This is a genomic window from Microtetraspora fusca (assembly GCF_001570365.1).
Lineage (GTDB): Bacteria > Actinomycetota > Actinomycetes > Streptosporangiales > Streptosporangiaceae > Microtetraspora > Microtetraspora fusca.
On sequence record NZ_BBYK01000045.1, the window covers coordinates 138,053 to 155,965 of the forward strand.

14 protein-coding genes are annotated in these 17,913 nt (G+C 73.1%); 5 read left to right on the forward strand and 9 right to left on the reverse strand.

Annotation, left to right across the window (positions count from 1 at the left end):
- Positions 1–406: 406 nt before the first annotated feature.
- The 8 genes from AWQ68_RS14605 to AWQ68_RS14640 all read right to left on the reverse strand — a co-directional run bounded on the left by AWQ68_RS14605 (position 407) and on the right by AWQ68_RS14640 (position 11,599).
- A complete protein-coding gene (locus AWQ68_RS14605) occupies positions 407–2,068 on the reverse strand; it encodes a hypothetical protein (RefSeq protein WP_157545305.1) in 1,662 nt (553 codons plus the stop codon).
- 16 nt (positions 2,069–2,084) lie between these two features.
- Complete coding sequence (locus AWQ68_RS14610; RefSeq protein ID WP_066940633.1) at positions 2,085–2,819, reverse strand: hypothetical protein; 735 nt, start codon at positions 2,817–2,819, stop codon at positions 2,085–2,087.
- Positions 2,819–3,808, reverse strand: a complete 990-nt coding sequence (locus AWQ68_RS14615) for a MinD/ParA family ATP-binding protein (RefSeq protein ID WP_084464019.1) — start codon at positions 3,806–3,808, stop codon at positions 2,819–2,821. Before AWQ68_RS14615 ends, AWQ68_RS14610 begins: the two co-directional genes overlap by 1 nt.
- A gap of 26 nt (positions 3,809–3,834) precedes the next feature.
- Positions 3,835–6,639 (reverse strand): hypothetical protein, encoded by a 2,805-nt coding sequence (locus tag AWQ68_RS14620; RefSeq protein ID WP_157545307.1) that lies wholly within the window; start codon positions 6,637–6,639, stop codon positions 3,835–3,837.
- Between the two features lie 5 nt (positions 6,640–6,644).
- Positions 6,645–8,564: a hypothetical protein gene (locus AWQ68_RS14625; RefSeq protein WP_066940637.1), complete on the reverse strand. Its 1,920-nt coding sequence runs from the start codon at positions 8,562–8,564 to the stop codon at positions 6,645–6,647.
- Positions 8,565–8,595: 31 nt separating this feature from the next.
- Complete coding sequence (locus AWQ68_RS14630) at positions 8,596–9,648, reverse strand: DUF8094 domain-containing protein (RefSeq protein ID WP_157545309.1); 1,053 nt, start codon at positions 9,646–9,648, stop codon at positions 8,596–8,598.
- A gap of 565 nt (positions 9,649–10,213) precedes the next feature.
- Positions 10,214–10,522: a ubiquitin family protein gene (locus AWQ68_RS14635; RefSeq protein ID WP_084463994.1), complete on the reverse strand. Its 309-nt coding sequence runs from the start codon at positions 10,520–10,522 to the stop codon at positions 10,214–10,216.
- Entirely contained in the window at positions 10,523–11,599 is a 1,077-nt protein-coding gene (locus tag AWQ68_RS14640) for a WD40/YVTN/BNR-like repeat-containing protein (RefSeq protein ID WP_066940641.1), read from the reverse strand.
- Positions 11,600–12,130: 531 nt separating this feature from the next.
- Here AWQ68_RS14640 and AWQ68_RS14645 point away from each other — a divergent pair.
- Together AWQ68_RS14645 and AWQ68_RS14650 are read left to right on the forward strand one after the other, a co-directional pair.
- Positions 12,131–12,814: a gamma-glutamyl-gamma-aminobutyrate hydrolase family protein gene (locus AWQ68_RS14645; RefSeq protein WP_066940643.1), complete on the forward strand. Its 684-nt coding sequence runs from the start codon at positions 12,131–12,133 to the stop codon at positions 12,812–12,814.
- A 241-nt stretch (positions 12,815–13,055) separates the two neighbouring features.
- Positions 13,056–13,976, forward strand: a complete 921-nt coding sequence (locus AWQ68_RS14650) for an alpha/beta hydrolase (protein WP_066940645.1) — start codon at positions 13,056–13,058, stop codon at positions 13,974–13,976.
- A gap of 128 nt (positions 13,977–14,104) precedes the next feature.
- Here AWQ68_RS14650 and AWQ68_RS14655 read toward each other — a convergent pair whose 3' ends face one another.
- Positions 14,105–14,704, reverse strand: coding sequence for a class I SAM-dependent methyltransferase (locus AWQ68_RS14655; protein ID WP_066940901.1), 600 nt, complete (start codon positions 14,702–14,704; stop codon positions 14,105–14,107).
- 133 nt (positions 14,705–14,837) lie between these two features.
- Here AWQ68_RS14655 and AWQ68_RS14660 point away from each other — a divergent pair, with 133 nt between their 5' ends.
- From AWQ68_RS14660 to clsA, 3 genes are all read left to right on the forward strand, one after another.
- The gene (locus AWQ68_RS14660) at positions 14,838–16,427 is read left to right on the forward strand and encodes an ATP-binding protein (RefSeq protein WP_245655913.1); all 1,590 of its coding nucleotides are present in this window, start codon (positions 14,838–14,840) and stop codon (positions 16,425–16,427) included.
- Between the two features lie 73 nt (positions 16,428–16,500).
- Positions 16,501–17,190, forward strand: coding sequence for a response regulator (locus AWQ68_RS14665; protein WP_066940647.1), 690 nt, complete (start codon positions 16,501–16,503; stop codon positions 17,188–17,190).
- Between the two features lie 156 nt (positions 17,191–17,346).
- Positions 17,347–17,913, forward strand: coding sequence for a cardiolipin synthase ClsA (gene clsA, locus AWQ68_RS14670; protein ID WP_245655914.1), 567 nt, complete (start codon positions 17,347–17,349; stop codon positions 17,911–17,913).

Consider the following 17,913-nt stretch of genomic DNA (forward strand, 5'->3'; position numbering starts at 1 on the left):
CGCCTCGGTCAATTACTTACAGCACATAAACCATTGCGGAGAGTAATGACACGAGTCGTCTTCGCAGTGTGGCGACTCAGTGAGGCGAACGAGCATCGCGATCGAGTCACGCGCACCCTCGGATCGCATCAGCTCTGAGATATGCGAACCATGGAGGAAAAACGGGCAACCCGGAGATCCGGATGGGCCACCGGCACAACCTCAGTCACGGGCCGAGGAACATGGTGCGGCCTCGTGCGCGCCGCCCTGGAGAGCCGGTCAGGGGCGCGCGGGTTCCGGAGCGTGATGCGGTCCTGGGCCCACGTGCGGCGGTCCCGCCGACGCCCTGGACATGGGATCGGCGGGACCGGGGACTCTTGTTGGGGAGCGTGTGGCCGCACGGCTCCTCTGTGTGACTCCGTTGCCGCTACCGCTGGGGCCGGGCGCAGCCGGCGGACGGGCTGAAGATCCAGCACCCCGACCTGGACGGCGTCGGCACCCATGAGACCGGCGCGACCCGGACGGGGGCGATCCGGGTGGGCGGCGGCGCGAAGGCCCAGCGCGGCGCCGCCGACGGCGTCCCCCCGACCGGGCCCGCTGTCGGCTGACCGCTCGTACGGCCGCGCCACGGGGCGAGGCTCCAGCACGACGCGTCCGTCACGGAACGGCAGGACTCGGCGAACGAGACGGCCAGCGGCGGCAGCGGCACCACGTGCGGGAGCGACTCGGGCACGTGCGTCTCGATGACCGGAAGGGTGACGGCACCCCCGGTGGTGCCTCCAGCCCCACCACCGAGATCGCCCGCGGGGTCGGTGGACGGGTCCGGCTCCTCCTTGGCCGGGTTCGCCTTGGCGGGTGGAACGGGCAGCGTGGGGCGAGGGGCGCCGGAGGCCGTGACCGTCGGCCTCGGCTCGCCGCCTGAACCGTCCGGCTTGCCGCCTGAGCCGTCCGGCTTGCCGGCGCTCGGCGAGGGCGTCGGGCTCGGGAAGGTGCTCTTCGACGGACTCGGGCTCGGACTCGGCTTCGGCGAGGAGCCGGGAGATCCGCTCGGCTCGGGGGAGGGCGTCGCCGTGGGCGTGTTGCCGGGAGCGGGGGTCGTGCCCGTCGTGGGGGTCACGGCCGGGGTCGACGTCGCGCCCGGATCGGGCTTCCCGTCGTCTCCTCCGGTCGGCGTGACCGAGGGAGCGGAGGTGGGCTCGACGGTGGGCGTGGTCGCCGGGGTCGCCGGGTCCGTCTCACGGGCGGAGCCGTCCGACGCCTTCGGTGTGGATTGGGCCACCGTGGTGCTGGTGTCCGGGTCGGCGCTCATCAACGAACGGGAGGTGCGTCCCGTCCCCGCCCCGCCGGAGCTCCCCGTCGAGGAGGTGCCGCTCCTCGTGGAGCCCGAGTCTCTGGACGTGCTCGCGCTCCTCGTCGAGTCCGTGCCCGACGTGGATGTGGTCCTGGCGTCGCCCGAGGTTCGCGCCCTGCCGGACGTCCCCGATGTGGTGCCGGACGATCCGGATCCAGCGCCGGACGATCCTGAAGTCGTGCCGGAGGTCGCCGAGCTCGTGTCGGACGAGGCGGCGACGCTCGCGTCCGACCGGGCGGCGTCGGAGGAGCCGGTGTCGGCGGCCGAGGCGCCGGTCGCGGGGTCGGAGCCGGACGCACGGGTGCGCCGCACGGAGCCGTCGGCCGTCGAGGCGGGGTCTGTCGAGGTCGAGGCGGCGTCTCCCGGCTCGACCGCGCCGGACGTACGGGCGTCCGAACCGCCAGAACCACCCGAGGCGGAAGCCGCCGAAGCGTCGGCGGCGCCGGACCCGCTCGACCCGGTGTCGGCCGAGCCGCCGGAGGAGGAGCCCCGCGCGTCGGAGTGCGTACGCGACGAGTCCGACGCGCCCGGGTCGGCGGCCGAAGAACCGCTGGAAGAGCCGCTGGAGGAACCGGTGGAGGAGTCGGGGGGCGCATCGACGGGCACGGAGACGTCCACGGCGGGATCGGCGCCCGCCGCGAAGGGCTGCGCGACGATCGCGCCCGTCGTCGCGGACACGCCGACCAGGAGGAGATTCGAGAGCAAACCGGCACGCCGGGGGGAGGTACGAGGGGACATGGGGGGATTCCTCGTTCTAGGCGGTTTTAAGGGATTTCCAGCCGGCGGCGGCGAATTCGGGGGTACCCGGGAGGGCCGCCTGCGGCACGGTTGGAGGCGTGGGATCGGGGATGTTGACCCAGTCGCCCTGGTTCTCGCCGCGCACGCCGGGATACCAGACCATGAGCAGGGTCATCGCGTACGGACTGGAGTACGTCTGGCCGTTGTCGCCGCCGGTCGTGGCCGTGACCTGGACCAGCACGGACACCTCGATCTGGTCCTGGGCGCGCGGCCGCCACTGCACCCCGATCGTCTGCGTGCGGAGTGAGGCGCCCTCGGGCAGCTTGCCGTCCTTGGGCAGGCCGAGCGTCTCGCGCCATCCGCTGACGGCGGCCCGGGCACCGTCGCTCGCGGCCTTGCGCTGCTCCGGAGGCGCGTACAACATCGCGGCCTGCTCGGCCTGCGTGCCGTCCAGCGTCCAGGCTGCCTCCAGAGCCGCCGCCGCCGCGGAGACCGCGCCCAGCTCCGTGTGGGGGAACCCGATGGGATAGCCCCCGTCCCCCTCGTACGCCATGGGCGGCGCCAGCGCGACCGACGTCGGCGCCGGGCTCGGCGTGGGGGCGGACGCGGCCCCCATGACCCGCCACATCCCGACGATCAGGACGGTCACCACCACGACGACGACCGCCACGACGACGATCAGGGCGGTGCGGATCCGGCGCGGCGGCCGGAGGTCCCAGTCGAGGGCGGGATCCTCGACGACCGGCGGCACTAGCGTCCCGTCCGATCCGGCCGCAGGCCGAAGGAGTGCCCCACGGCGGCCGCGAGCCGCAGGTAGGCGCCGCGCGTGGTGGGCCGCAGCCGCAGCAGGTCGACCTCGGCGCCCTCCTTGAGATGCGGGTCGTACGGCACGCGGATCACGGTCCGGCAGCGCGCCCGGAAGTGGCGCTCGAGCAGGTCGAGGTCGACGTCGGACTTGCTCTCCACCGAGTTGAGCACGACGATCGCGCTCTTGACCAGGTCCGCGTACCCGTGGGCGGTGAGCCAGTCGAGGGTCGCTGCGGCGGAGTTCGCCCCGTCCACCGCGGGCAGGCTGACCAGCACGATCTGGTCGGCCAGTTCGAGGGTGGCGCGCATCGCCCCGTGCAGCAGCCCCGTCCCGCAGTCGGTGATGCAGATCGAGTAGTAGCGCTCGATCAGCCCGGCCACCTTCCGGTAGTCGTCCGCGTTGAACGCCTCGCTCACGGCCGGGTCGGTGTCGGAGGCCAGCACCTCGAGCCGGGCCGGGGACTGCGACGTGAACGCCCGCGCGTCCGCGTACCGCATGATGTGGTCAGCCTCGGCGAGCAGCGTCCGGATGGTCGCGGCCGTCTCGGACTTGACCTTGAGGCCGAGCGTCCCTCGGTCCGGGTTCGCGTCGATGGCGATCACCCGGTCCCCGCGCAGCGAGGCCAGCGTGTTGCCGAGCGCGGCCGTCGTCGTGGTCTTGCCGACGCCGCCCTTGAGGCTCATGACGGCGATGCGGTGGTGGCCGCTCGCCACGGGCGTCTGCGCCTGCGCGATCAGTGTGCGCCGCTCACGCTCCGCCGAGGACTCCGACGGGATATACCTGCGGCCGGAGAGGCGCCACACGACCCACCGCCACCCGCCGGAGGGCTCGGGACGCCGGTTGGTGAGCAGGTGTTCCGCGGTGAGCGGGACCGTATCGGGAACGTGCTCGGCCGGAGCGTCTGCGTCGGCCGAGGTGTGGATCTCTGTCAAGGCACGGTCCTTTCGAACGTGAGCAGTCAGCAGGTGCGCCAGCGCACCGTCGTGGTGATCGACTCGGACGGCCCGTGGACGGTGAGCGGCGCGGTCACCGCCTCCGGATCGCCGCACCAGTAACGGACCCGCAGCGCGCGCACGCTGACGACGCCGCTTCCGCCGCGCTTCAGGGTGCCCTTGGAGGGCGTCACCACCAGCCCGGGGGCGGAGATCCGCCAGTTGATCGAGCCTTCGGCGCCCTCCGAGACGGTGAGGGTCATCGTTCCCCGGCCGAACTCGTCGAGCGTCACGGTCGCCGGTATCCGCAGCGGCCCGTTGCCCAGGCTCTGGTCGTCCGCGGCTCCGGGGTCGTCGAAGATCCCCTGGGTGCCCGGATCGCTCCGCGCCGTCTCGACCGCGACGGACTGGAGGGAGCGCGCGGGCGCCTCGCCGTCGAGCGCCGGGCCGAGGATCTTGATCCCCGTCACGGTGCCCGCGGCCCCGGCGAGGACGATGACCGCGATCTTCAGCGACGTGTTCCTGGCGATCGGCCGTTCCCTGGACAGCACCGGAACCGGCCGGGTCGGCTCGTCCGAGAGCGGCCGGTGCCGCGCGCCGCCCGGCCGCCGGTCCCTCGTCCGGCCGGGCCGCTCGTCCGCCGGTTCGGTCAGTACGGCCGGCAACGGACCGGTGAGTTCGGCCGGCAGGGGGGAGGGCAGCGGCGCGGACAGGGGCAGCGCGGACGACCCGGCCGCCGGCGCCGTCGCGGGCGATGGCGCAGGCGACGGTGTGGAGGGCGGCGCGGGCTCCGGTGGCGTCGCCGTCGGACCGGTCCTGGGCGTGACGGGCGTGGCCGGGGGCGCCGCCGGGGTGACGGGGATCGGCTGGGTCGCGGCCGTCGTCTCCGCCGCTCGCGCCAGGACCTCGCGCGCCCACGCCTGCGTCCGCAACGCGTGGTAAAGGGGCGTGTCGTACCCGGCTCCGGTCGTCTCCGCCGCGGCGGGCTCCGACGTGGACGGCAGCGTCAGGGGCGAGCGCCGTCCCGGCGGCTTCGGTACGGCCGGCGATCCCGCCGATCCCGCCGATCCCGCCGATCCCCTCCGGGACTCCCCGGAGCCGTCGCCGGAGCGATCGGATCCATCCGCGTCGATGTCTCCATCAGGACGGCCGGACTCGTCCGCCCCGTCCGTACCGGCGGGGCCGGGCTCGCCGGGCCGGTTTTCGTCCGGCTCCGCGTCTCTCGTGTCGCCCTTGGCTGTGCCCGTCGCGCTGTCCGTGGGATGGCCGGGTTTGTCGGCGGGGGGCTCGGCCGTGTCCCGATAGGGATGGCGGGGGCGGCTCGGAGCGGTACGGCGGCCTGCCTGCGGGGCGCCGCGGTCGGGAGCCCGGTCACGTGGTTCCGCGGTGTCGTCGCCGTGCGGTTGGTCCTCGGCGGCCTGGTGGTCGTCTCGTTCCAAAGTGGGCGCTGGGACCGCTCCCTGGGTGTCGCGACCGTCGGCCACGTCGTCGATCACCCAGACGATGACATCGGTGGCCGAGCCGTCCGGAACGTCGGCGGGGCGGCCGGCCGTGGCGGTGTCCGCGCCGGCGGCTGCGTCCCCGGTGGGTGCTGTCGCATCCTTGTCGGGAACGGACGCGTCCGCCGGGCGGGCCGTCGTCTTCTCGTGCCGCCCACCCGCGGCCATACCGGCCGAGTCGGCGGCGGAGGAGTCCGACGCGTTCCCGCCCGTACCCGATCCCTCCTCGGCCCCGCTGCCGGCCGACGGCGCGGTCCTCGGGTGATCCGTCGAGGGCTCGCCTGCCCGCGCGGAACCTGTGTCGGTCGGTGACGTACGGGCATCCGGGCCGGGGCCGCTCGTGGAGGGGAGCACGACCGGAGGCAGGGGAGCGCCGAGATCGCCCGGAGCCGCGTGCAGCGACCAGGGAGCATCGTCACCGGATGGAGGCGCGTAGGGCGGCGAGGACGTGTCGCTCGCCCCCGCTCCCGGAAAGACGGAGGGACGGCGCGGCCGGGGAACCTGGTCCGCGCGCCCGCCGGGCTCTCCTGAGCCCGAGCCGTAGCCGGAGCCGAACCGCTCCAGCCCGGACGAGGCCCAGGAGTCAACAGCGAAAGCCGACTTATGGCTAGAAAAGCCCCAAGGGGGAGCGGAGTCGGGAGGGGGAGAGGCGACGGCCCCCTCCAGGAGCCTCCTCGACTCGTCCGTAAGACGCTGGAGCGGCGGATGCGAGGTCATCTGCGGGACGGTGTAGCGGATGTTGATCGGCCGCTTGCACACCGCGCAGCCGACGATGTGCGCGGTCAGCGCCATGCGCCCGTCGGCGAACTCCTCCGGCGTCGGCGCGGCGGGCGGATCGGGGAAAAGCGCGTCCAGCAGCGGCGCGAGCTCGCGGCAGGCCGGGCGGCCGTGGGCGAGCGCGTCCATCGCGCTCACCATGATCTCGACCAGGTCCTGGGTGCGCGTGGTGAGCCGCCCGGCGTCCTCCACGGACAGATCCAGCACGTGGGCGACGTCCGGGAGCGCCAGCTCGTGCCGGTACATCAGCCGGAGCGCCTCGGTGCCCAGCGGATCGGCGAGCGTCCAGGCGCGCCCGACGGACCGGGGGTCGGGAACCCCCGGTCCCAGCGCCGGTTCCGGCGCGTATCCCGTCCGATGCCCGGGGTCGGCGTGGCAGCGCTGCCGTACCGACCCGAGCAGCCAGGCGGCGGGGGAGACGCCGGCGGGCGGCTCCCCCTGCGCGCGGCACGTAGCCAGGACGGCGGCGACCACGTCCGGCGCCCTGGCCGGTCCGACGAGGCCCGCGGCGTAGTCCAGAAGGTGCGCGCCGTGGTCGTCGACCCATCGGGGCATGGTCATCAGCCGGTGTACCCGGAGGTGTCCGGCTCGACCCGGCCCGGCTCCCCGGCGGGTGCGGGCTGGGCCGAGGGGTTCGTGACCACGAGTTCCAGGTTCCGTTCCGGCAGGCCGGTGAACTTGGTCCAGTTGCTCACCTCACCCGGAGCCGGGTCGGCGTACAGCCAGCGGACGAACGCCGGAAGCGCGCACGAGTCGCGGGGGATGCCGCGCCGGGACAGCTCGCTCCTGGAGTAGTCGCGGCAGGGCGGGGTGCCCGGGGGCGCGATGTTGAGATCCCAGACGCCGTTCTCGTCCGTGTAGCTCATGCCGTCGTCCAGGCCCAGGGCCTGGGACGCACGCTGCAGCAACTCCGGGTCCTGGAGGACGGGGAGGGCGTCCTCCATGCCGGGCGCGTACGCGCTGCCACCGTCGGCGGCGCCCCCGGAACCGGTGCCCGTGCCGAGTCCGGTACCCGTGCCGACTCCGGCGCTCGCGTCGGTCCCGGTGCCCGTTCCGTCCGCCGCACCGCCGTCGGGTCGGCCGTCGGTGCCGGAGACGCCCTCCGTCCCGCTGCCCGTGACGGACCGGTCTTCGGATCCGCCCTGCTGGGAGCGGTGCCGCCTGTGCTCTCCGTCCCCGTGCCCGCTCCCGTGGCGGGTTCTGTGCCCGGTGCGGTCACCCGCGCTTCCGGTGCGCGTGCCGGTGGTGATGTCGGAGCCGCCGGCCGCGCCGCCCGCGGCTCCGGTTCCCGTGCCGCCGGTCGCGTCACCGGTGCCCGCGCCACCCGTACCACCGGTGCCGCTCGTGCCGGTGGTGCCCGTGCCGCCCGTGGTCGTGGTGCCGCCCGCCCCGGTGCCGCCGGTGGCCGTCCCGCCTGCCGTACCCGTCCCGGTTCCCGTTCCCGTACCGCCGGCACCGGCGGTGGGCGGGGTCGGCGGGGCCGTGTTCTGCTGGGGCGCGAGCTCCAATCCGGCCGGGCTCACGATCATGCGATCGCCGTTCGGCCGGAGCATGAGCCAGTTGCCGTCCTGCAGCACCTTGACGCCGGTGGCCCACGGGCCCGGCATGACCCGGATCAGCTTGTTGTCCGGCCCGAAGATCGCCCGGCTGCCGTCACTCCGCTCCACCAGTTTGGCGCCGTCCTGGGTGGTGCCGATGACCTTTCCCCACTGCCCGGCGGCCGGAGAGGGGACGGTCGACGGCGAGGTGGCGGCCGCCTTGGCCTGGACGGGCGAGGGCGTCACGGCGGGCGCGGCCGACGTCGTCGCGACCGGTGTCGCCGTCACGGTGGTGAAACTTTGTGCCGGGGCCGGGCTCGCCGTCGCGCCGATCGTCTTGGTGGTCGCCGGGGGGACGGTGGCCGCCGGAGCCTTGGTCGGCACCGGCGCCCTGGTGGCCGGGGCGGTCACTACGGGTGGCTTCCCTGCCGCCTTGGCGGTGGGCCGGGGAGCCGCTCCGGCGTCGCCCGTGTTGGCCTTGGGAGTGCTCTTCGTGTCCTTCGGCGTGCTCTTCGGTTCGCTCTTGGGAGCGCTTGTCGGCTCCGGCGTCCCCGTGGTGTTGGGATTCGCCGGTCGGCGCAGCGCGGCGAACTGGCTCGCCGCGAGCACCGGCAGCGAGGCGCAGCCCTGCGCGGCCGCGTCAACGGCGTGGCCGTCCGTCGTCGTGCCGAGGCAGATCCGTTGCTTTCCGGAGCCGGTCGTGATCGTGCTGCCCCCATCGGTTCCGGTGAGCGAGGTGGCCTGCCCGGCGCCGGCGGACGCCAGGGTGGTCCAGGCGTCCGCCCCGTCGTCCAGCCGGTAGGTGCCCGCGGTCAGCCGGGCCGCGCTCAGGTCCGTGGGGTGGGAGTTCGTGGCGAGGACGGTGCCCACAGCGGTACCGGCCCCGAACACGCCGATCGCGACGCTCGCGGTGATCACCGTCGCGCGTGAGGGTGTCGACATGGATCCACCTCTTCCTTTGCTGGTGGTGACGTCAGGCGCCGTCGGTCTCCAACACTTCGCTCCACTCGCCGAGCACCCGGACGGGGTCGGCCGAACCGGCGGGCGGCACGTAGGTGACATACATCCGTCCGTACGTCGCGCTCACCCACCGGCCGAAGGCCTTGTGCGAGGTGCGCACGGCGGCCGAACCCTTCAGGGAGACCTTCGCGCCCAGGCGCCGGGCGGTCCGGGTCTCGGCCGAACGGGCCGCGTACCAGATGAGCGCGCCGCCGTCGGTGGTCTGCAGCGTGTGGATGGCGCCTTCCGGTTCGTAGGACAGGGTGAGCCCCCAGCCGGCCTGCACGAGCTGCGCGCGCTCCCGCTGCCAGAACAGCGCGGCCTCACTCGTCCAGCGGCCTTGGGCGAAGCGCTGGTCGGGCTGGGCCTTCTCGAGGCTGGCCAGGTGTGCGCGGACGATCTGGCGCGGCGTTCCGACCAGGCCGCTCGCGTTCTCCGGCAGGCTGACGGCGTAGCCCGCGGAGTCGGTGGCGATGGCGGGCAGCTCCGCCGCGTTGACCCGGGCGTCGGCGGCGGAGGCGACGAGCCGCCACCCGCTGCCGGTCTTGGTCATCACGTCGCTGATGCGGGCCACCTCCGGCTCGTACGACACCGCGACGAACCAGTCGGCCAGGCCGTCGAGGTGGCGGGGCACCCACACCCGCGTGTTCGGCCACATGCCCGAGGCGATCTTCGTGCCCTCCATCCGCGCGGTCGAGATGCTGGCCTTGGTCATCTCCATCGCGAGGCCCTGCTCCAGCTTCCCGATCGCGCCCTCGTCCATGCCGGCCTGGGCGGACGACATCCCGTGCTGGTAGCGGTCGAAGATCTCACCCGCTTTCTTGACGGTGAGCTGCTGAGACGTGGACTTCGCGGCGGCCTTGGCCGTCGAACGCTTGGAGCCGGAGGGGGAGGGGGTCGGCGGCGCGGAGGATCCCGCGCTGTCCCAGCCCGCCGCGGCGCGCTGGGGAGGGGACGACTGCGGCGTGCTTCCCTCGCGGGTCACGAGGACGGCGACGCCGAGCCCGGCGAGGGTCGCCACGGCCACGCCGATCGGGACGATCTTTCGCCAACGGGAATCTGAAAGAGTCTCGGGTTCCCACTCCATTGGGGGACCGATGGCCTCCCACTCTTCCTCGGCATGCACATCATTGCGGCGTGGCTGCCTGTCTGGGAAATCTGATGCATACCGAGACACAGCCCAAGATATTAGACTGACACTGATTCGTTGGGAAGGTAAATGAAGACGGCAAATACCGTACGGGAATAAGTAACCGAAAAGTCGGACTTCGGTAGGTCCGAAACTCCGGAACCCCGCGCGACGAGCACCGGCGGTTCTCTAGAGATTAACTCCACGTTTGGCCGGTTTTGCCGCTTCAGACGTGTCCGTTCTTTGAGATAGTACGCCCCGTTATGTCAGGCCCGTGGCCAAGCCGAAGCGCGCGGATCTCCTGACGGTACGCGGCCCCGGGTCGGTCGCGTACCCGTGATGAATCCCGGACGTGATCGAGGTCGAGAGGGAAACGCACCCCGTTTCGGAGGGGCGGCCGGCGCCGGTTAATCGCGATCCATTTCCGATGCAATTGCAAATGCGCGCGCATGTGCCGCGATTATCAAACCAGCGCCGGGAGGACGTACACCTGAGCGCCTGAGGGGAGGGCGCACTCCAGGCCGCCGAGGCCGTCCGCGTGCGCGCCGCACACGTACAGCGCGATGTGTCTCCTGACGTGCCCGTCCACGTCGCGCAGCCGCTCCTCCAGCGACGGGTGCGTACGGCGGAGCGTGTCGAGCGCCCCGCCGAGCGTCGGGACGCCGTGGTCGGAGGCGGCCACGGCGAACACCCGCACCTCGTCCTGGCCGTTCACCCAGCGCCGCATGGGCGGCGGCAGGACGAACGTCACCAGGGTGACCCGCTTGGCCACTCAGAGCACCGCGACGCGGACGGTCAGCACGTCCGGCAGGTGCTTGGCGATCAGCGTCCAGGACTCGCCGTGGTCTTGTGACCCGTACACCTCGCCGTCGCGGGTGCCGAAGAAAACGCCCGCCTCGCCGGCGCACATCGCGTCGCGGAGCACGGCGGAGTGGACCGGCTCGTCGGGGAGGCCGTGCGTGAACCCCTTCCAGGTGGCTCCCGCGTCCTCGCTGCGGAACACCTGGTAGCGGTGGTCCAGGGGAGTGCGGTCCATGTCCGCCCGCAGCGGGAACACGTACAGGGTGTCCGGCCGCGTCGGGTCGACGACGATCGGGAAGCCGAAGTCCGAGGGCAGATCGGCGCCGATGTCCCGCCACGACCCGCCGAAGTCGTCGGACCGGTAGACGCCGAAATGGTGCTGCAGGAACAGCCGCTCGGGACGCTCCGGATGCGCGGCGACCTTGTGCACGCACTGCCCGAACTCGGGGTACTGCGCGCCCTCCGGGAAGAACGGCGCCCGGATGTTCTTGTTGGCCGTCTCCCAGGAGGCCCCGCCGTCGAAGCTGCGGAAGAACCCGACGGCCGAGGCGGCGACCGCGATCCGCTCCGGATCGACCGGATGCGGGATGATCGTGTGCAGGCAGAGGCCGCCGCCCCCGGGCTGCCACATCGGCCGGGACGGATGGTTCCACAAGCCCTCGACCAGCGAGAAGGTGACGCCGCCGTCCTCCGAGCGGAACAGCGCGGCGGGCTCGGCCCCGGCCCAGACCACGCCGGGCTCGGTCGGGGACGGCGCGAGCTGCCAGACCTTCGCCAGCGTCGCGCCCGTGTGCTCCGGGAACGCGACCGGTGGCCGGTCGGCCTCCCGCCACGTCTCGCCCAGGTCGTCGGACCACATCACCGACGGCCCGAAGTGGCCGTATTCGATCCCGGCGAGCAGCCGGGGAGCGGGCCCGCGTGTGTCGATCGCGACGGACGGGACGGCGACCGTGGTGAAGCGGACCGGCTCCACCTCGAACCGTCCGCCGTTCCTCGAACGGGCGAGGAACAGTCCCTTGCGGGTCCCTACTGCGAGCAGCGCGTCCAACGGATGCCTCCTTTGTGTGAAGTGGCGTGATGTCCCGGCCTACCCGGCGCCCGCCTGCGTGAACGAGCGACGCGAAATCAGCCGTTAAGCACAACCTCGTGTCACTTAAGTGCTTTTTGTGCTTTTTGTCGCCTGTGATGCATTTGGTGCCTCGCGGGTGGATCGACGCGCCGTACCGACCGGTCTCGGGGCGGCCCCCGTTTCACGGCCGGCGAGACGGCTCGCGTGTGCGGCCCTGCGCGAGCGGGCGGCGGCCCCACGCCCGTCCGGACCCCCTCTTGCGAGGCCGGCCCTTCCGGAGCGCGTTCTTCCGGCTCCGCGCCGTGCACGGCTATCGCCATCGTGCCAGGCGCCACCGACAGATTTGGGTCGTCAGGAGATCCGGGCGTCGCGAGTGTCCTTCCGAGCCCCGACATCTGCAAGATCCACTCTGAACTGGGGCGACGCCGTCGATGCGCGAGATAGGCGACAAAAGAGAAATCAGGTACGCCATTATGGGCGTGCAAGAATGCGAGATCCGTTGGAGAGACCATGCGCCGTCCACTCATTGGCATCACCGCCTACCTTGAGGCCGCCCGGTGGGGGGCCTGGGTGCGCGAGGCGGTGCTGTCCCCGCATGCGTACGCGCGTGCGGTGGAGAAGGCGGGCGGCGCCCCCGTCGTGCTGCCGCCGATGAGTCCGTACGCGGCCGTGGATTACGTGCGCGGCCTCGACGGCCTCATCCTCGCGGGCGGCGCGCCGGTCGACCCCACGCTGTACGGCGAGGCCCGCGACCCGCGGGCGGAGGAGCCGCAGGCGCACCGGGACCGCTTCGAGATGGCGCTGGCCGAAGCCGCGATCAAGGGCAACCTGCCGTTCCTCGCGGTGTCCCGGGGGATGCACCTGGTCAACGTCGTCCAGGACGGGACGCTCATCCCCTGGCTGCCCGAGGCCGTGGCGCACGACCGCCACGCGACGCCGCGGCACGTCGTCAGCGTGAGCGTCTCCAGCATGCTGGGCAAGGCGATCGGCGACCACGCCGAGGTGACCGGGCCGCACCAGCAGGCCCTCAAGCGGCTCGGGACGGGTCTGCTCGCCGTGGCGTGGGGCGAGGACCAGATCGTCGAGGGGATCGAGCTCCAGGGCCACAGGTTCGGTGTCGGCGTCCAGTGGCACCCCGAGCGCGACGCGGACAACCGGCTCATCGAGGCGCTGGTCGACGCCGCTCGCCCCTGACCCGGCCCTCCGGGAACGGCCTCCGGAGGGAACGCCCGTGACCGGAAACGCATGAAGCCGGAAGGGCGACGTCGAAGGCAGGCAACCTTACGCAGCAGGACGAGGGGTCGGCGTCCGCCCTCGGGATGAGTCCGGCACGGGCCCACAGGAGGAGTCCCGCCGCAGAAGGGACCAGCAGCCTGCGGCTCGGGGCGCGGCGCGCGGACGCGTCCGGCCACAGAGGCGCTGTTACTGTGCGGCCATGCCGTTGCATCCTCAGGCCGCCGCCTATCTGAAGCTCTTTCCCGCCGACCTCAACGTGGACCTGGCCGCCCTGACGCTCCCGGAGATCGTCCGGATGCGCGGCCTCGACGGCCTGGCCGAGCAGCGCGGACGGCCGGCCGACCTGCCCGACGTCCGCGACCACGAGGTGGACGGCGTGCGGGTGCGCGTCTATCGGCCGGAGCCGGGCGACCGCCCCCTTCCCGTGGTGGTCTACTTCCACGGCGGAGGCTGGGTCTTCGGCAGTGTGAACCGCAACGACGCGCTCGGCCGCGACCTGGCGCGCCGCTGCGGCGCCGTCGTCGCGTCCGTGGACTACCGGCTGGCGCCGGAGCATCCCTTCCCGGCGGCGGCCGACGACGCCTTCACGGTCGTACGGGACGTCTTCGCCCGTCCCGAGTTCTACACGGGCGACGCGAGCCGGGTGGCGGTGGTCGGCGACAGCGCGGGAGGCAACGTCGCAGCGGTCGCCGCCTGGCGGGCGCGCGACGCCGGACTCGCCCTGTCCCACCAGGTGCTGCTCTACCCGATCACCGACGTGGCGATGGACACGCCCAGCTATCGGTCGTACGCCTCCGGATTCGGGCTGGACGCGGTCGAGATGGCCTGGTTCGTCGAGCAGTACGCCCGGGACGCCGACCCGCTCGACCCGCGGCTCGCGCCGCTGCGGCTGGCCGACAAGTCGGGGCTGTCCCCGGCCACCGTGATCACCGCGGAGTACGACCCGCTCCGCGACGAGGGCGCGGCCTACGCCCGGGAGCTGTCCGGCGCGGGCGTGCCCGTCGAGTACCGCTGCTATCCCGGGATGCTGCACGGCTTCTTCGGGGTCCCGGGCTTCTTCGACGACGCCGAAGACGCGCGCGAGTACGTGGCCGCCCGGCTCAAGGAGGCGTTCGCCTGACTCCGAGGTCGGGGGCGTAACCCCGCCGGTCGGCCGTACGGGGGGAGCGGCCGCCGGGTGGGACGGGGGGAGAGACGGCCCTCGACCGGTCGGGTCGCGCCGCGGGACGCCCCTGGTCACCCCTGGGCTCAGGCCCGGGGCACCCGCGGCCGCCTCGCGTGGAAGACGAACGCGGGCGGCAGATTGCGCCACACCGTGCGCCCGGGGACGACCTCCTCGAACGTCCGGGCCAGGCTGCGCCGGAACCGCACCGCCGGGCCGAGCATCCGGGCGTGCACGTACGAGAAGGTCGTGAACGCTCCGTGCGGGCCGAGCGAGTCCACGACGGCCCGCAGCAGCACGGCCTGCTTCGACGGTGCGAAGGCGGCCCAGGGCAGTCCGCTCACGATCACGTCGGCCCCCGTCAGGCCGCGGTCGGCGAGGAGGCTCGGCAGCCGGGCGGCGTCCTCCACCAGCACCTCCAGGCCGGGGTGCCTGACCCGCAGGTGGTCCGCCAGGCGCGGGTTGATCTCCAGCGCGATGTGCCGGCCGCGGCCGCCCAGCCGCCGCTGGATCTCGGCGGTGAACGGGCCGGTGCCCGCACCGAGCTCGACCACCACGGGGTCTCCGCGCTCGGGGATCGGGACCGCCACCGCGGACGAGAGCCGCCGCGAGCTGGGCGCTATCGCGCCGACCACGGTCGGGGACCTGAAGAACTCGCCCAGGAAGAGCGTTGATTCGTTCGCCATGTCCACGCACACTATGGCGGCGTGGGCGGCTTGATCATCCACCGACCAGCCCATTTGAGCGGCCACTTGAAGGAGGGCGGCCGTCCTCCCTGAGGATGACGGGCTGTGGGCGCCGCCCCGATACGGTTCACCCATGCGATGGCGCGGCGGCTTTTTTCTGGACCTCTCCCTCGCCGTCTCCGGAGTCGTGCTCAACGTGCTCGTGGCCATCTCCACCTGGGACGGCCCGTCCGCGCCGCCCTGGGTGGTGATGCTCCTCGCGCTGCTCGGGGGGCTCCCGCTGGCGTTGCTGCGCAGGTGGCCGGGCGCCGCGGCGCTCTGCCTCATCGTCCTGCTCGCCGTCTACGACCAACTCGGGGCCTCGACCGTCGACGCCGTGCAGATCCTGCTCCCGGTGGCCGTGGGCGTGCTGGCCCGGCTGCGCGGGTGGCGGTGGACGGCTCCCGTGGCCGTCCTGGCCTGTTTCGCGACCGCGCTGAACCTCGCCGCCCCCAGCGTCCCCTTCAGCCGCGCCGCGTGGTTCACCGTCGGCATCGTCGCCGTCCCCGTGCTCATCGGCCGCTACCTGCGCGGTACGGCGCTGCGCCGCCCCGACGAGGACCACGCCCCGTTGCTCGACCTGCTGATGGCGGGCGGCGGCCTCGCCCTCGCCGTACTGGGGAGCTGGCCGAACTGGGACAGCGGCACGCTCCCCATCTGGGCGGTCGGCCTCATGGTGGTGCTGTCGGGTCTGGCCCTGGGCGTGGTCCGCCGCCTGCCCGGAGCGGTGCTGCTGCTGGAGAGCGTCCTGGTGATCGTCGCCGACCAGTACGTCGGAGACGTCGGCACCACCCTGCAGATCCTGCTGTTCATCGCCCTCGGCGTGTTCGCGACCCGGGCGAGCTGGGCGTGGGTGCTCGCCGGATACCTGCTCACCTGCGCGGCTGCCGTGATCACGGTCGTCGACGACAACACGGAGATCACGGTCTGGCGGGTGATCGCCCTCCTCGCGATGGTGGCCGCGCCGGTCGCCATCGGCGGCTACATCCGGGGCCGGCAGGCCGCCGCGCGCCAGGCCGCCGAGCTCGCCGCCGCGCGGAACCGGGCGAGCCGGCTGGCCGAGCGGGAGCGGATCGCCCGGGACGTCCACGACATCGTGGCTCACCACGTCGGCGCGATGGTGCTCCGCGCGAGCGCCGCGCTGTACGCGGGGGCGGACGGCCCGGCGGAGGAGGCGCTCACCGACATCCGCTCCACCGGGCACCGGGTGCTCGAGGACCTGCGCGGCCTGCTCGACGTGCTCAGGGACCCCGGCAAGGACGACATTCCCTCCGCCGACCCCGAGGACGTCGTACGGGACGCGGTCGCGCGGATGACGGCGGCCGGGCTGCGGGTCGAGCTCGACATCGCGCCCGGGGCGGAGCAGGCGCCGCTCGTCGTACGCGCCTCCGCCGCGAGGATCGTCCAGGAGGGGCTGACCAACGTGCTCAAGCACGCGGGACCGGGCGCGGAGGCCCGTGTCAAGGTGGGGATCACGGGACACGAGCTGGCGGTGGAGATCAGGAACGGCCCCGGCGCCGCCGCCCCCCGGGAACTGCCCTCGTCCGGGCAGGGCATCAACGGCATGCGGGAGCGGGCCGGCGCGCTCGGCGGGCGCCTCACGGCGGGACCGGCCGAGGACGGCGGCTGGCGGCTGGCCGCCGCACTCCCCGTGCGTACGGGAACGGCGAGGAGTCGCCAGTGACGACGCGCGCGACGGTGGAGGATACGTCCGTGACGGGAGAGACGAGCATGCGATCGAGGGCGGGGAGAAGACGATGATCCGGGTTCTGGTGGCCGACGACCAGGCCCTGGTACGCGCCGGCGTCCGCATGATGCTGGAGGCCGCGGGGGACACGGAGATCTGCGGCGAGGCCGCGGACGGGGCGCAGGCCGTGCATCTGGCCGAGCGGCTCCTGCCGGACGTGATCCTCATGGACCTGCGGATGCCGCGCGTGGACGGCCTGGAGGCGACCCGGCGGATCCTCGCCGCCCGGCCGTCGGCCCGGATCGTCGTGCTCACCACGTTCGCCGAGGACGACAACGTCTACGGTGCGCTGAGAGCCGGGGCGCTCGGGTTCCTCGTGAAGGACGACGCCCCCGAGCGGATCGTCGACGCCGTACGGCGCGCCGCGCAGGGGGAGCCGCTGCTGGCCCCGTCCGTGCTGCGCCGGGTGGTCGAGCGCGCGCTCGCCGCCGAGCGGGAGGCGGTGTCCCTCCCGCGCGGGCTGACCGAGCGCGAGGTGCAGGTCCTCACCCTCGTGGGCATGGGCCTGTCCAACGCCGAGATCGGCGAGCGGCTGCGGGTGGGGGTGACGACGGTCAAGAGCCACGTCGCCGCCGTCATGGAGAAGCTGGAGCTGCGCAACCGCACCCAGGCCGCCGTGGTGGCGCACCGGCTCGGACTGGTGGACGCCGGTTTCCGCCCCGTGCCGCCCTCGCCGGCCGACCCCGCGAAGGACGCCTGACCCGGCGCCGACAGGACTCCCGGCCCGCCGGGTCGGGCCGCCGCGCCTCCGCGCCGGAGTCCGGCGCCGAGAGCACGACCGACCGGCCGATGGAGCCGCCGAATACGCTGTGCACCGGCCGCCGGGCGGCGTCGCGCCGCGATGTAAGGTCTGACCGTGGAGTCTGCCGAGGATCGGATCTTTACCCTGCCCAACCTGCTGAGCTTCCTGAGGCTGCTCGGCGTTCCCGTGTTCCTGTGGCTCGTGCTGGGGCCCCAGGCGGACGCCTGGGCGATCCTCCTGCTCATCGCGGCGGGGATCAGCGACTGGCTCGACGGGAAGCTCGCCCGGGCGTGGGACCAGACGAGCCGGCTCGGCCGGCTGATCGATCCCCTCGCCGACCGGCTCTACATCCTCGCCACCCTCGCCGGGCTGGTCCTGCGCGAGGTGATCCCGTGGTGGCTGGCGGTCCTGGTCGTCGGACGAGACGTTTTCCTGCTCTTCACCGTGCCTATCCTGCGCCGCCACGGCTACGGCCCGGCCCTGCCCGTACATTTCCTCGGTAAGGCCGCCACCGCCTGCCTCATGTACGCCTTTCCCCTGCTGTTCCTCGCGTCCCATGAGGGGTGGTACGCGGAGATCACGGGCATCTTCGGCTGGGCGTTCGCCCTGTGGGGGACTGGTCTGTACTGGTGGGCCGGGGTGTTGTATGTGGTACAGGTCCGCCAGCTGACAAGGGGGTGA